Below are 14681 nucleotides of genomic sequence, written 5' to 3'. Positions count from 1 at the left end.
TCATGTGAGAACCGATTTAACTTAACGGCAGTTACCCCAATTCTCCCCCGGAGTACCGGGGAGAGTTACGAAGGGGGCGCAACGCCGGGTCAGGCCGCAACACCGCCAGGATGAGCCTTAACTCCCAGGCTGCCCCGCCTCAGGGCCGCTGCGGCTGTGCGCCCGTTCCGGTGGCCGGATACCGCTCGTCCGCGCCGATGTCGCGGGGCGTAAAGAACATCTCCGGGCGCGTGTTGCGGTCGTAGTCGAAACCCAAGCCCGGCACCAGGGAGGTGATTGGGAGCGCCACGTTGACGGCCTGGTTGGTGCCCGCCGCCAGGTGATAATCGCCCCGCATGACCGGGTTGGTGTTGCCGGCGGCGTTGAAGGTCTCCGTCACCTGCCCGAGCGGCCCGTATTCCACGCTGACCGCGTTGCCGGCCTCGTCGAAGGTGGCCCCGGTGGCATAAACGTTCGGCGCTTGGGGAGTCCCCGTGGCCGTCAGCTTGCGCGTGCCGTTCAGGTACTGGCTGACGAAGGGCGAGGTGTTGGTCCGAATGGTTCCGGCCCCGCCTTCCGGGGTGTTCGCGGAGGTCAGGTTCCGCAACGGGGACAAGCTGCCCAGGCCCACCGGCAGCACCCCGTAATCGTCGTAGGTGCCGGTGGCGGCGTTGAGGGCCGGATCGCCCGCCGCGGGGGTGCCCGGATTGGCCGCGACCCAGTAGAACGACCGGTTGTGCCAGACGATGTTGTTGAACAGGGTCAGCGGCGCCGAGAAGCCGTTGGGGTTGTTGACCAGGTCGCCCAGTGCCGGGCTGTGCTGGTGGGCCACGATGCCGGCCGGCTGCGGCGTGCTCTGGTTGGCGTTGCCCGCCGGGAAGGCCTGGCCCGCCGTGGCCGTGCTGTCGTTGTTCGCCACCGTGGTGTGGTCGATGTTGACCCGCAGGGCGTCCTGCAAGGCGATGCCGCCGCCCGCCCAGGCCGCCACGTTGTTGACGATGATGTTGTTGATGACATCCACCCGGTCCCAAGTGGTCGGGTTCAGGTTCGCCGCCACGTCCGCGCCGTTCACCCCGTAGAGGCTCAGGCCGCCGCCGTCGCCCGCGCCGGCATGGTTGCCCTGGAGCCGGTTGGAGTCGATGACCACCGTGCCGGAGCCTTCGGTGGCCGGCTGGCCGGGCAGCACTTGGGCGCCGCCGACGAAGACGCCGCCGCCGTGGACCGCCACCTGGCCGGCCAATATCTGGTTGAAGACCGTGGTGTTCCGCTCGATCCGGCCGTTATCGCTGAAGCCGTAGTGGCCGATGCCGCCGCCATGGCCCTGGGCGAAGTTGCCGCAGACGAAGTTGTCGGCGACCTGGTAGTTGTCGGCGCCCTTGAATAGGCCGACCCCGCCGCCCGCCGCTTGCGAGCCGATGGCCACGCCCAGTGCGCCGTTCTGGCCGATGTGGTTCCAGCGGACCCGGATGTTGTCGTTGTCGGCGTCCACATAGGCGCCGCCGTCGGCCAGGTTGCTGTGGCCGATGCGGATGCCGCCCGAGGCGTTGCCGGAGTTGAAGACGACGCGGTTGTTGAGGATTTCCAGGTGATTGACGTTGGGGGCCGCGACACCCCGGGCGTGGCCGTTGACGAAGAGGCCCCCGCCGTTCTCGCCCCCGGTGAGGGTGAAGCCGTCGATCCGGGAGGGGGCGTCGTCATATTCCCCGACCGAATCGCCCAGCACGCTGACCACCGCGCCTTCCTCGGTCAGGAACAGGAGGTTGGGATCGGCGGGCTGGCCGGGCAAGAGGTCGAAGTCGCCGTTGGCGAGGGCGCCCCGCACCTTGTCCCGCCAGTTGGCGAGCTTGGTCAAGGTGCTCTTGCCGCCGTAGATGACCGTCGAATAGGCGCCCTGGCCGACGAGTTGCACGGGCTTGGTGAGCGTCACGAGTTCGTCGTAGTTGCCGGAATGGACCAGGATCAGGTCGCCGGGCGCCGCCCCGTCGATGGCGTTCTGGATCGGCGTGGTCCCGGCGGCGCCGGGGGAGACGTGCACCAGATTACGACCCACCGGCAGCGGTCCCTTGACCAGGGTCACGCCCACCGGCGTGATCGGCCCCTGCGGACTGGTGCTGGTGGCGCTGGCCTTGCGGACCAGGACTTCGTAGCTGCCGGCGGGCAGGCCGCCGTTGGGCAGGTTGAAGGTGATTTGGTTCTGGTTCCAGGTCAGGCCCGATTGCAGTTCCGTCCGCGTGCCGGTCGCCTGATTCTCCAGGATCACCGCGCCCCGGTTGGCCGCCGCCCAGGTGGTGGGGCCTTGGGAGGTGCCGAAGCCGTAGTTGCGTTTGATGGTCTTGGCCGTCTGCGGCGTCAGGCCCAGCCCATCGAAGTTCGGGTTGGGCACCGTCAGGACGCCCGCCGACCGCAACACCACTTGGTTGCCGGTCAGGCCGTAGGCGCCGCCGCCCTGCGCGGGCACCGCGATGGAGGCGATGGCAGGGGTGGTGGTGGGCTGCTCGCAGTCCACCGGGAAGGCGGCGCTGCCGGCGAAGGCCGATTGCGGAAGGACCGGCGTGTCCAGATAGGTGATGGAGGCCGGCATGTATTGGAACGTGAAGCAGGTGGTGGTGTAGCTCCGGTCATAGAACGGGTCCTGGATGAACGGCACCGACGAGTTGAGCGGGAAGTCCGGGTTCGGCACGTTGCCCGGATCGTTGACGCAGAGCCGCATCATGTTGGGCGAGAAGCCCGAGGGCAGCGGCGCGTTGGCGGTCCAACTCGACGGCAGCAGCGCGTTGAAGCCGCCCCATTCGTCGGCATGGACGCGGACGATCTCGCGGCCGGTCCAGTCCCGGAACGACAGCGGCACCCAGGCGGGCGTCAGCTTCTCGCCGGCGCCGGGCGAGGTCGGGTCGAGGTTGGCCATCAGGTCGTTGGTGATGGTGCCCACCACCCGCGCCGACTTGGGCACCGGGGTGAACAGGTGGAAATCCGCCACCCCGTTCTGCCGGGGCGCGAGCGCGACCAGTTTCTGGTCGCAGAGCGGATGGGTCTGGCCGGCGCGGGGTGCCGCGATGGCCTTGTCGCTCGGCACGACCAGGTTGCCCGCGCTGTCGGTTTGCAAACTGAGGTAAGCGGGCACCAGATGGCCGGTGCCGACGCAGACCGGCGGCAGGAGCGCCGGGTTCGGCGCCCAGGCGTCGCCCAGGGCCACGTTCTTGTCCTCCTCCTTGACCACTTGGTAGCCGGTGGGCGGCACCACCTCGACGACGTAATTGCCCTGAATCATCGGCACCTTGGGCTGGCCGTTCAGGCAGGCGCCGGTGGCCGAATTCAGGCCCGCCGCGCAGTAATCGAGGAAGCCGTAGGCGCCGTTGTAGACGCCGGGACGGATCTGGTTGAAATTGCGCAGCCCGTCCAGGCAGTCGGTGGGGACCGAATTGTTGGTGGCGGGATTCTTGTCGGGATCGACGCTGAACACCGGACCCTGGCAGCCGGTCGGCATGGCGTCGTCCCAGCTGTCGGTCTGGACGGTGTTGACCAGCGTCCTGGCGGTGATATTGCCGTTGCCGTCCAGGGTGGCCCGGTACAGGTTCACCGTCGCGTCCGGCACGCCCGGTTCCCAAGGGTCGCCGACGCCATAGCGCGGGTCGTCCTCGGCGCGGGTGTTCGAGTAGTACACGATGCCGGAGACGCCACCGTTCTCGGTGCCGGTGTAAACCTTCTTGCCCCACTCGAAGACGTTGGTCTCCCCGGCGAAGCCTTGGAAGGCTTGGGTCAAGATCACGCCGGTCTGGGTCCGCGACAGATTGTTGCCGGTGACAGGGTTATTGAGCGGTGCCCCCAAGGCGCAGCCAGTGATGGCCGCGTCGGCGGCGGTGCAGAATTGGGGTTGCGGGACCAGCGCGCCGTAGTCCGGGAACACACCAGTCGCGCCGGTCAGGGGGCCGCCGTCATCCACCACCGTGGTGAGTCCGGTGGCCTTGTGGCGGGCGAAATCCACCTCGGCGACCAGCCAGTGGAAGAACGGGAAGGTTTCGTTGAACTCGATCTCGCCACTGCTATCGGTCGGCCCGAATTGATAGACGCGCCCATCGCGGAAGCGGAGGTTGACGTTCTGCAAGGGCATTCCGCCTTCGCCCGCATCGTGGAAGCCGTTCTGGTTGTTGTCGAAATACACCAGGTGCCTCGACGTGTGGAACCAGGCCGGGACCGCGATATCGCCCATGGCGACCGCCGTCTGGCCCGGATTCACGATCACGGTGGCGAACGAAATGATGATGTCCAGGTTGTTGTCGAAGACGACCAACTGGTAGGTGCCCGGCGGCACGTTCGGGATGCTGAAGGTGCTGTCGGCGTTGCAAGGTTTGTGCAAGACGCCCCGGCCGCTGGCGTCGTTCAGCGCGATCCGGCATTCCGGGAAGGGGGCGCCGTTGTTGCCGGTCAGCAGCGGCGGCCGGGAGAAATGGTCGTTGAGGACGCGGCCCGTGACCGTGGCGCCGCCGGTCAGCACCGAGCTGTCGGTGAACTCTTTCACGAAGCCGAAGAAGGTGTGGTAGAAGGCCGGGCCGAATTCGGCGAAGAAGGGCGGATTGCCCGCCTCCACCCAGGCGTCGATGGCCTTGGTGCCCTCGATGGTGGTGGTCTGGTGCCAGCCCTGGCCGGCCGGGGGAATCACCTCGATGCCGTATTTGCCGGGCACCAGGTTCTTGATGATCGCCACGCCGTCGGCGTTCGGATGGATGATCCCGTTCCCCAGGCTGACCACGTTGCCGTCGGTGTCGTACTCGGTGCCGAGCGGGTTACCGAAGGCGTCGGCCAACAGCGGTCCCGGCCCGGTGGCGCCATAGCCGCCGCCGCCGTCGAACACCCGCACCGTGAACTGCTGGGGACACAGGCCACCGGCACCGCAACTGGCCGGACTGGGCTGTTCGCCGGGCAAGTCCGGCGCATTGTTGATCGGATTATTGTCCTGGAAGACGAAGACCGAGACCTGGGCGGTGGGCAGGTTGTGGGTGGTGACCTGGGCCGTCACCGTGGCGGTTCCCCCGGACAGGTTCACCGGCACGCCGCCCAGGGTGTGGCCGCCGTCGAAGGGCAGCACCGACACGAAATAGCGCTTGCCGGGCTGTTCGGTGAAGCTGAGGGTGGTGGTGCCGGCCTCGCCCGTCGGCGACTCGCCGCTGGCGACCACCGGGGCCTTGCTGGTGTGCAGCCGGAGCGAGAGGCTGTCGGTCACCCGCACGCCGGGCGGCGACTGGATGGTGTCGTCCTCCTCCAGCACCCAGCGGAACCCGTTGACCGGATTGCCGAGTTCGTCCTTGACGCTCAGGTTCACCGTCGCCCCGAAGGCGGCCGGGGCCATCAGCCCGCCCAGCAGCGGCAGGGCCAGGGCCAGCCGGATGCCGTCCTTGAGCTGGTTCGTCCGAAATTCGATGGATTTCATAGCTTGCAAACCTCTTCCATGTGGTTGTCGCATCTCGCCGGCGTGAGTCCGGGGCCGGCGTCCGTGCGGATACTCCCAGGACATACCGGTTGTCTCGGGGCGGGTTTTCTTCGGACTTCGGCCGGAACATTCGGCCCGCCGTCATGAACCGCTGCGGCCATTGTCGCGATCCCGGGGCGCGGGCAGTCCTCGCGGAGCCGGAATCGGAACGGTATTCGTAAGCGTGGGACGGCCCGAATTAAACAGCGGCGGCGGCGACGGGGCGATGGGGTGAAGACCCCATTTCGTATGGGGGAAACACCGTATTTTTCAGTGGAGGATGGGGGGGCGGGCGGCGGCGTCTTCGTTCCGGCTGGGATGCTTGCCCTGAGAGGTTGTGAAAGACCTACGGCGCGCCCCGCTGGCGACCCTTCGACTGGGCTTAGGATTGGCTTGCACTCGGGGCGCTCGCTACGGTTTTTTTCACTACCTCTGAGCGGAGTGGAAGGAAACTACGCCGGACATTCCCCGCCGCGCGAAGAATAATTCAACTCCCCGAAAAAACGGGCTAAGATTCACCGAAAGCGGTATTGATTCAATTGCCAAATCGCCACGGAGGGCACCCCAGGATGTACCCGCACGCCTTTTCCAAAGCCGTTGTGTTCGCGGCGGCGCTCATGCTCGCCAGCGCGGCCCCCAGGGCCGCATTCGCCGCCGCCCCGCTCAATCCGGCCTACACCCGTTCCACCCACCACTACGACGTCCCGGCTGCCAGCGTGGTGGTCATGGACGGACACAAGACCACGCTGCCTGCGGTTTTGAACCACGCCGGCCCAGTCCTGGTGAATTTCGTCTTCACCACCTGCGCCACGATCTGCCCGGTTCTCTCGGGGACTTTCGCCAAACTGCAAACCGCGCTGGCAGCCGAGGCGCCCAATCTTCGCCTGGTGTCGATCTCCATCGACCCTGAGCACGACACGCCGGTCAGGCTGACGGCTTACGCCAAGCGGCACAAAGCCGGGCCGAACTGGTATTTCCTGACCGGAGAACTTACGGAAATACTCGCCATTCAAAGGGCGTTCGATGCCTACCGGGGCGACAAGATGAACCACGCCTCGCTCACCCTGATGCGGGCCTCGGCGAAGAGTCCCTGGGTCAGAATAGAAGGCCTGGCCGGGGCCGGGGATTTAATCCGCGAGTTCCATGGAATCAAAGGGGCGGAGTAAGGGGGAAACCATTTTCTTCGCGATTCGGCTTCCATCGACAGGTTGACAAGGAATCACTTGAGAGGATGACATGGACAAGTTATGTAAATCCGGTAAAGACAAGGCAAATACCCACCGGAAAACCGACGATGAAAGGTTCCGGCAGGGCTTGAGTCGGGCGGAAAGCCTGCCACCCAATAGGAATGAGCGGGGCGATATAAGCCATTTGCTGGCTTTATTGGAAGATATTGCCGAAGGCGGCCCAGCGGTAACCCCATGGCGGAAGCCGGGAAACCGGCAGGGGATTCCGGTGGAGTATTCCGAACGGCCAGTCAACCTGGATAATTTTGTGAGGACACCCCAGGAACGGCGCTTGGAGGAAAGTTTATGGGAGTCGGAACGGGAGCTATCGCCATCGCACTTCATCACCGCCCACGAGCAGGAGCGGAAACGGATCGCGGCGGAATTGCATGATGGTATAGGTCAGTATCTGAGCGCGATTAAATTCCTATTGGAAAATGGGGCGAGCGAGGCCGTCGGCGGCATTCATAGCCACTGCTTGGCAAAAGCCCTATCCCTGATTAAAGAGGCCATCGAAGAGGTACGCCGAATCTCCATGGATTTGCGTCCCTCCACCCTGGACCATCTGGGTATCCTGGCGACCATTTCCTGGTATTGCCGAAACTTCCAGGAGATTTATGCTGGGATCAGTATCGACACGGAGACAACTATTCAAGAGGATGATTTGTCGGAATCCATGAAAACCATTATTTATAGGGTCATACAGGAAGCGCTCACCAATACGGCGAAACATGCTGACGCGACTCTTGTGAAGGTTTTTCTGGAAAAATCCGATGGCAACATCCTGCTAACCATCAAGGATAACGGCCAAGGGTTCAATTTCGGGGAAATACTCGCCAGGAAAAAATCCAAGCGAGGACTCGGGCTTATCGGCATGAGGGAACGAGTCGAGTTTTCCGGCGGGTTCTTCAACATCGAATCCCATGCCACGAACGGAACCATCGTGAGTGCGTTTTGGCCGTCCCGCAAGATCATCGAAAAGGTATTGAAGCTGGAGCCGAGTCCGCTCGACTGAGAACACCCGGATACGCGCCGATATGATCGGCCACCAATCCTTTCTCGATGGCGAATGCGGTCAGGGCGGCCACATTATGCAAATTCAGCTTGGCCATCAGATTGCCGCGATGTTTTTCGACTGTTTTTACGCTGATGCCCAGGGATTCCGCTATTTCCCGGTTTTTGTGCCCCTCCGCGATAAGTTTCAAAAGTTCCCGTTCCCGGGGTGTCAACGTTTCCGGTAACAGCTTCGAGAGCGAGGGTTTTCTCCCATCCAGATACCCCTCCACAATTTTCTTCGCGATGTCTGGACTGATATAAATCTTTCCGCCCAGGACACTTTTGATCGCCAGGATAAGCTCGGCCCGGCTGGTATCCTTTAGCACATAACCGTTGGCCCCGGCCCGCAGGGCGCAAACAATATATTCCTCGGTATTGTGGACGGTCAAAACCAGTATCTTCGGGTGGGGAGACAGCTTTTTAATTTCCGCAATGACCTCCAAACCGTTCATTTTCGGCATCGAAAGGTCCAGCAGGACGAGTTCCGGCTGATTTTTTCGAATGACTTGCAGCGTTTCGATGCCATCCTTTGCTTCGCAAGTGACTTCCAAGTCCATATCGGCCATCAGTAACTCCCGTAGTCCTTCTCGCAGTATCGTATGATCTTCAGCAATGCAAATACGGCACTTTGGTTTCATAATCGCAACGTCCATTGTTGATTTAGCTTGAATTTTCCTGGCAAGATAAGTGAACACCTAAACAATATTATATTAGGAGTCAGGGTCGTGCAACGCTAGGAGTTCCGTTCGTGTTGAGGTATCGAAACATGAACGGAACCCTTAGCCAATTCGGGCCATTCACCCTTCGATACCTCAGGGCGAACGGCCCGAATCGGAGCATTGAACGGCCCTGTACTAGGAATGGTGTGACTTAAGTGCTAATGCATGAAAAATGTTTTATAGATATAAACAAATTAGTGATTTTTTATAAAAAATACCGCCAATTTTTCCACACCCATCGAGACAGTGATACCGAATGACCCGCATGTCGATCAAGACAGCTCAACCAACCATAACCACAACCGACCACAGACAGGGGGAGGGGGATACAATGAAATCCAGCACGACCAGGATAACAACCGGCCAATCAGTGAAGAAATCGTCGGACGAGATGCTCGCCGAACTCGACGCGTTGATTGAACAAAAGCGGCGACAGGAAGCTCAGGAGGCGAAACAATCCAAGGCGGCGGCGGGCCGGGACAAAAAAATCGTTCCCCATCCAAGTTCGAGCGGACACCGTGGGAACGTCAAGTCCCCCGCCAACGCCCCAAAACAGCTAGGCATCGCCGCCATGAGTGGCGTGGTGGCGGGCAGCGGTCACGCTCCACGTCAAACCCCTTTGGCACCACAGGCACTCAGCGACGTGCCCCGGGAATCCCCGCTGCTCAAAACGCTGCCCTTGCTGCCGGGATGGGACCCCCACAAGGCATGCGGCGTTCCGAACAGCATGTTGGGGTAGTAAGCCCAAACCCCAGAAAATTCCGTCAGGCCAATTTCAGCCCGGCCACGATCGCCTCCAGGTCGAGGACCTGGCCGGTGCCACGGAACGTGTAGTGGCCGTTCAGATGGATGTGCCGCCAGGCGGCCGGCGACACTTTTTTGAGCAGCGCCAAGACCTTGGGATTCGAGTCGGCTTCGTGCTTCTCCAGCAACCGGGACAGGATGGCGGAGTTGTAGTAGATGATGGCATTGGCGACCAGCCGCCCGCATTGGTTGCTGATCTCGATGTCGAGGTCGGTGCGGCCGGTCAGCTCCTTCTTGCCGCCGACCTGGGCAATCGCCGAACGCAGTTGATGGTAGGACTCGATCCGGTTCTGGGAACGGTGGACGTTCCGCTGCAGTTGCGGATCGCGCAGGTAACGGAGGGTATAGAGGCTGCGGATCAGCTTATCGAACTCGAAGACCGCCCGGCGGGTGGGATTCGGCGCGGTGTAGGTGCAGAGCTTCCGAATCAAGGTGCCCTGGGTCATCTCCTTCAGGGCCAGGGTGGCGACGATCTGGTCGATATGGGCTTTTTCAGCGACGATGACCTGCGTATCGATGACCCCGACGGGGCGAATCAGCGCCTCGTCATAGCGGGCCGGATCCCCGGTGCAATAGAGCTGTTTGAGCTGGGCCTTCAGGTCGGTGAAGCGCGGCTCGAAGCGGCGCCCGAACCAGTGCAGGAAAGCAAAGTTGGCCTTGTTGACGCTATGCATGTCACCGGTAATCGCGGTCGGCACGATCTCCGAGGTGTTGCGGTACCAGACATCGAAGACGTGATGGGCCTCGTATTCGTGGGCGCCGATGAGCCAGCCCTGCAGGGGCACATGGTTGCACAGCAGGGTATAGGCGACGACGCCCTTGCCCCGGCCGAAATACTTGCGGGAATGGCGGGCCTTGAGGGTGGGCCGTTCCACCCCGAATTTCTGGCCGTCCACGCTGCCGTAGAGCGCTTCCAGGTCGAAGGAATAATGCGGGAAGATGGGCAGGTCCGCGATGGCGTTGCTGATCCGGTCGTTGGCGCTTTGCAGGGTCGCCGTCCGCAGATACTGCTGCGCCGTGGCTTCCAGGATGTGGTAGGGAACATCGCCGGTCTCCGCCAGGGCGCGGTTGCCGTGATTCATCGCCTGGGCCAGGATCACCGCCATCAGGCTGTCCGGATCGGCGACCTGCTTGGCGTAGCGGGGCTGCAACGGGGTCATGGCCGCCAGGAAACGGCAGCGCGCGTTCACGAACCGGAAGACATCGGCGATATCGCAACATGCGACCCGGTCGAAAAACGGCGCCTGTGACGCGCTCTCGGAATCGGCCTTGGGGCGGCGCCAGGCCAGGGTCTTGCTGGCGCTGTCGTAGTCCAGGTGCTTCAGCCTCCCTTGCCGCAACTCGCGGTCGAACGACCGCCACTGCCCATCCAGCTTCGCCTCCAGGGCCTTGAGCTGGGCTTCGAGGGGTTGCCGCAGCCAGGGGATGTCCAAGGTCCCGAGCACTTCGGCCTGCGCCTCCGGGGACACCAGCTCGTCGGTCAGGCGGCGGTATTGCAGGCTGTCGTCCAGGTAGATTTCGCCCGACTTCAGGCGTTTCCTAATCTGCCGGTAGATCCAGAACTCATAGCGGTCGGCCCGGACCCGCGCCGCCTGGCCATCGTCCCCGAATTCCAGCAGGTGGGGCCGCAGCCGACGGGGCACGGTCTTATCCGGACATTCGTCGACGGGGCGTTGCGAGAGCCGCTGCCCCCTGGCGAACACGCCGCTCATCCAGGCGAGGGCGGCCAGCCAGGGACTGTCCGGCGCGGTGCTGGCGAAGTCGAGCGCCAGGAACAGTGGGCGGAGATGCCGACGGGTCCGCCCGGCCAGTTCCTCCGCCAGCTGCCAGCGCCAGGCCAGCTTGTTGGCCGGCCTCTGGCTCAGCTGCCGGGCGGCGGCCTGCAGGGTCTCCTTGGGCAGGATGGCGAAAGCCCGCTGGCGGATGTCGCCGAACGGCGTGGCGTCGTCCACGCTGTCATCGACATACAGCAGCAGCAACCGCCCGACCTGTCGGCTCGCCTGCTGCCGTCGATCCTGCTCCAGCGCATAGCGCTGGCTCGCCAGGGCCTTGGTCTGGTCCTCCAGTTGCTTCATATGATGGCCGAGGGCATCGACCAGGTTGTCGGTCAGCTGGCGGTAGCGCTGCCAGGCATAGCACAGCAGGTAGAGGCGGGCTTGCTCCGGCCGCAGTCGGCGCAGATCGTAAATGGTGTAGAAGTGGGCCAGGCTGGCGTAGTGGTTCACGTTCTGGCGGGAGATCGCCAGCTCGGGCAGCAGGGTCTTGGCCAGCCGGTAGATCGGCGCCAACGTCGCCCGTTTTTCCCGTTCCAGAACCATCTGGCGGTAGCCGAAATGCTTGGCGTCCTGCTTGAGGGCGGCCAGTCCCGACAAGGTGTCGTCGCGGACCAGCAAAGCCTTGAGCAGATCCCGGGCCGACTCGTCCAGCCGCTCGGCCAGCAGGTGGCCCAGACGCTGGCGTTCCGCCGACAGCGCCTCGCTGATCAGCGCCTGCAAGGTCGTGTGGCCGGGCCGGACGATCTTCTGCTCGTTGAGGAAGGCGAGGAGTTCGGCGACGATGAAACCGGGCGTGACGTCGCGGCGGACCACCCGGGCGGCCTGTTGCGAAAGTGCCGGAAGGCACTCCGCCGACCAGAGCCGATAACCGAACTGCGCCGCGATGAGGGCGCGCTGCGTGTAATGTTCGTGCTTGGTGATGGCGCGCGGCTCGAAGGCCTGGCCGTTGAAATAGCGCGTCAGGACGAAGGCGCAATCCTCCCGCGCCTCGTCCCAGGTGAACCGGAAGAAGGCGTGCTTGGCCTTGAAACAGCCGATCTGCAGGGCGCAGTGGACCTGGGCGCCGAGGCCGGGGCGGCGGCTGGCGAGCGCCAGTTCCGCCTCGGCGAGTGACAAATGGTCCAGCCGCTGCCCGTCATCGAAGTCCGGCAGGCCGTAGAGGGCGAACTGCTCGGCCTCGGACAGGACGGTCAGTAACTTGTTTTTCGTCGCCATCGGGGTCGCGCTTCAGCCTGGCATACTTTCCCTAGAAGGGTCCTTTTCGGGAAAGCATCGGTTCCCGAGGCGGGCTAAAATGAGGCCTCCAGGCCCGAGGCGGGGCCGGCGCCGATGATCGTTTTCGGGAAAGTGTAGCCACGATGAAGCCGCCCCTCAAACAGCCCAACGCCCAGCGGCGCAGCCGGGAGTACCTGACGCCGGCCGAGGTCGACCGGCTGATGGCCGCCGCCAGGCAACTGGGGCGCCATGGCCACCGGGACGCCACCATGATCCTGCTGGCCTATCGCCATGGGCTGCGCGTTTCGGAGTTGGTGGCCCTGCGGCGCGAGCAGGTGGACCTGCGTCAGGGATTGCTGCATGTGCGGCGGCGCAAGCACGGCCTGCCGAGCACCCAGCCCCTGCGTGGCCCCGAACTCCGGGCTCTGCGCCAGCTTTGGCGGGAGTATCCCGAGACCCCTTATGTGTTCGTCACCGAGCGCGGGGCACCCATGACCGAGTCCACCTTCCGGAAGCTGGTGGCCCGCGCGGGCGGGGCGGCCCGGCTGGGCCTGCCCATCCATCCCCACATGCTGCGGCACGCCACCGGCTTCAAGCTGGCGAACGACGGCCAGGACACCCGCGCCATCCAGCATTACCTGGGGCACAGGAACATCCAGCACACCACCCAATACACGCAGCTGGCGGCGGATCGCTTCAACAGCTTCTGGGACGATTAAAGGCGGCGGGAACCAACGCATCCGGGCCGGACGGCTCCCTTGCGGACTCTCGGCAAGCCGACAACCGCAACTCCGACGCGATCAGGCAGGGCTTGAATGGCTGGGACGGAATTTTCTGGGGTTTGGGCTTACAACCCCTATCAGGGTTCCGGCAGGCTGCTGGGCCGGAAGGCCCTGGTGACCGGCGGCGATTCCGGCATCGGCCGGGCGGCGGCCATCGCCTTCGCCCGCGAGGGGGCCGACGTGGCGTTCAATTATCTGCCGGTGGAGGAGCCGGACGCCCGCGAGGTGGTGCAATTGATCCGCGACGCGGGACGCAAGGCGGTCCCTTTGCCCGGCGACATCCGGGACGAAGGCTTTTGCGGCAAACTCGTGGCCGACGCGGTGCGGGAACTGGGTGGCCTCGACATCCTGGTCAATAACGCCGCGCAGCAGCAGGCCGTGGATTCGATCCTGGACCTCTCGACGGCCCAGTTCGACTCGACCTTCAAGACCAATGTCTACGCGATGTTCTGGATCACCAAGGCGGCGGTGCCGCACCTCAAACCCGGCGCCAGCCTCATCAACACCGCTTCGGTCCAGGCCTATGACCCGTCCGCGAACCTGCTCGATTACGCCCAGACCAAGTCGGCCATCGTGACGTTCACCAAAGCGCTCGCCCAGCAACTCGCCGGGAAGGGCATCCGCGTCAACGCGGTGGCGCCCGGGCCGATTTGGACGCCGCTGCAAGTGAGCGGCGGCCAGCCGGAAGGGGCCTACGAGCAGTTCGGGGGCGGCACTCCCCTGCAACGCCCCGGCCAGCCAGCGGAGCTTGCCCCGGTCTACGTGCTGCTGGCCTCCCAGGAGTCCGGCTATGCCACCGGGCAGGTCTATGGCGTGTCCGGCGGAAGCGGAAATCCTTAACCGGCGCCATCAAGGGATGGAATTGCGCCCCGTGAGAAACCCAATCCCCGCACTCGTGACTGTCCGCTTCCAGCCAGCCGCCCGGATGTACCGAACTCTGTCACCCAAGGCGGTCGTCGGGCGGAATGGCGAGCCGGGGCCGAGTCCCTCCCCGCTTCAACCAATCCTGACCGGACCATGCGGCGAGTTCGGCACGGCGAACCGCGCTCAATCGCCCACCTGTCCCGAGCAAGGCGGCCATCTCCTATGCCGGTCCGCCGTCTTGCCCGGCGGGCCTGGAACCCGCGCCGCCAAGGGATTCCGGTCCCGTCGTCCGCAACCTAGGTGCCTGTTTCAAAGGCCCCGCCGCAGGCACAAACTCTGGCGATTTGAGCGCTTTTATCCGTTTGTGCGGAATCACCCGTCGGCCTGACAACCCGCCGCCATTTCCCGTGAGACGCACGGTCAAGAAACCCGAGACGCTCAGTCAAGAGCGCTCCCGCCAATTGCGTTAAAGTCCTCCCACGGCCCGAATGGGCCATCCGAATGATTTCGCGGCGGCCCTCCGGCGCCCGTCGGCCACCGATACCCGGATAAGTCCAACCTCAGGCACCAGAGAACCCACCCTCATGACCCTCTTCACCAAGAACAACAACGCCTCCGTCACTGGCTCCTCGGGCGACGACATCATCCTGGTCGGCTCCGCCAACGCCTACAGCGGCGGCGGCATCGACGGCGGGGCCGGGACCGACGAGCTGCGCTTCGCGACCGGCGCGGCGGAGGTGTTGGGACTGAACGCCGCCACCGTGGGCGTCGAGAAATTCGTGATCGGCACCGGCACG

General features: G+C 64.0%; 9 protein-coding genes. 6 read left to right on the top strand and 3 right to left on the bottom strand.

The window, feature by feature from the left end; all coding sequences use genetic code 11:
• Positions 1–139 precede the first annotated feature (139 nt).
• On the bottom strand, positions 140–5404 hold the full coding sequence (locus ACXWUF_RS08395; protein ID WP_458494216.1) for a hypothetical protein: 5265 nt from the start codon (positions 5402–5404) through the stop codon (positions 140–142).
• Positions 5405–6012: 608 nt separating this feature from the next.
• Between ACXWUF_RS08395 and ACXWUF_RS08390 the strand changes: the two genes are divergently transcribed.
• Positions 6013–6609 (top strand): SCO family protein, encoded by a 597-nt coding sequence (locus tag ACXWUF_RS08390; RefSeq protein ID WP_458494215.1) that lies wholly within the window; start codon positions 6013–6015, stop codon positions 6607–6609.
• Positions 6610–6679: 70 nt separating this feature from the next.
• A complete protein-coding gene (locus ACXWUF_RS08385; protein ID WP_458494214.1) occupies positions 6680–7684 on the top strand; it encodes a sensor histidine kinase in 1005 nt (334 codons plus the stop codon).
• Here the strand turns inward: ACXWUF_RS08385 and ACXWUF_RS08380 are convergent.
• Positions 7641–8363: a response regulator gene (locus tag ACXWUF_RS08380; protein WP_458494217.1), complete on the bottom strand. Its 723-nt coding sequence runs from the start codon at positions 8361–8363 to the stop codon at positions 7641–7643. The genes ACXWUF_RS08385 and ACXWUF_RS08380 overlap by 44 nt on opposite strands.
• 346 nt (positions 8364–8709) lie before the next feature.
• Here ACXWUF_RS08380 and ACXWUF_RS08375 point away from each other — a divergent pair, with 346 nt between their 5' ends.
• The gene (locus ACXWUF_RS08375; protein WP_458494213.1) at positions 8710–9183 is read left to right on the top strand and encodes a hypothetical protein; all 474 of its coding nucleotides are present in this window, start codon (positions 8710–8712) and stop codon (positions 9181–9183) included.
• A 25-nt stretch (positions 9184–9208) separates the two neighbouring features.
• On the opposite strand, the gene ACXWUF_RS08370 is transcribed toward ACXWUF_RS08375, so the two are convergent.
• Positions 9209–12238, bottom strand: coding sequence for a Tn3 family transposase (locus tag ACXWUF_RS08370; protein WP_458494212.1), 3030 nt, complete (start codon positions 12236–12238; stop codon positions 9209–9211).
• A gap of 143 nt (positions 12239–12381) precedes the next feature.
• Between ACXWUF_RS08370 and ACXWUF_RS08365 the strand changes: the two genes are divergently transcribed.
• The 3 genes from ACXWUF_RS08365 to ACXWUF_RS08355 form a co-directional block, all read left to right on the top strand.
• Positions 12382–12957 carry a tyrosine-type recombinase/integrase gene (locus ACXWUF_RS08365; RefSeq protein WP_458494211.1) on the top strand — a complete coding sequence of 192 codons (576 nt, stop codon included), beginning with the start codon at positions 12382–12384 and terminating at the stop codon, positions 12955–12957.
• A gap of 96 nt (positions 12958–13053) precedes the next feature.
• A complete protein-coding gene (locus tag ACXWUF_RS08360; protein ID WP_458494210.1) occupies positions 13054–13860 on the top strand; it encodes an SDR family oxidoreductase in 807 nt (268 codons plus the stop codon).
• 608 nt (positions 13861–14468) lie between these two features.
• Positions 14469–14681: hypothetical protein (locus tag ACXWUF_RS08355; protein WP_458494209.1), on the top strand; the 213-nt coding region annotated here is incomplete at its 3' end.

The sequence above is a fragment of the Methylomagnum sp. genome, assembly GCF_054333355.1.
The sequence above is the reverse complement of the archived record's forward strand: the minus strand, read 5'-3'. Positions and strand labels throughout refer to the sequence as shown.

What these genes read in the sequence shown, in the direction of transcription:
- ACXWUF_RS08360 (WP_458494210.1), top strand. Translation starts at nt 13,054, where the DNA reads ATGGCTGGGACGGAATTTTCTGGGGTTTGGGCTTACAACCCCTATCAG.
- ACXWUF_RS08375 (WP_458494213.1), top strand. Translation starts at nt 8,710, where the DNA reads ATGTCGATCAAGACAGCTCAACCAACCATAACCACAACCGACCACAGA.
- ACXWUF_RS08395 (WP_458494216.1), bottom strand. Translation starts at nt 5,404, where the DNA reads ATGAAATCCATCGAATTTCGGACGAACCAGCTCAAGGACGGCATCCGG.
- ACXWUF_RS08380 (WP_458494217.1), bottom strand. Translation starts at nt 8,363, where the DNA reads ATGAAACCAAAGTGCCGTATTTGCATTGCTGAAGATCATACGATACTG.
- ACXWUF_RS08385 (WP_458494214.1), top strand. Translation starts at nt 6,680, where the DNA reads ATGGACAAGTTATGTAAATCCGGTAAAGACAAGGCAAATACCCACCGG.
- ACXWUF_RS08390 (WP_458494215.1), top strand. Translation starts at nt 6,013, where the DNA reads ATGTACCCGCACGCCTTTTCCAAAGCCGTTGTGTTCGCGGCGGCGCTC.
- ACXWUF_RS08370 (WP_458494212.1), bottom strand. Translation starts at nt 12,238, where the DNA reads ATGGCGACGAAAAACAAGTTACTGACCGTCCTGTCCGAGGCCGAGCAG.
- ACXWUF_RS08365 (WP_458494211.1), top strand. Translation starts at nt 12,382, where the DNA reads ATGAAGCCGCCCCTCAAACAGCCCAACGCCCAGCGGCGCAGCCGGGAG.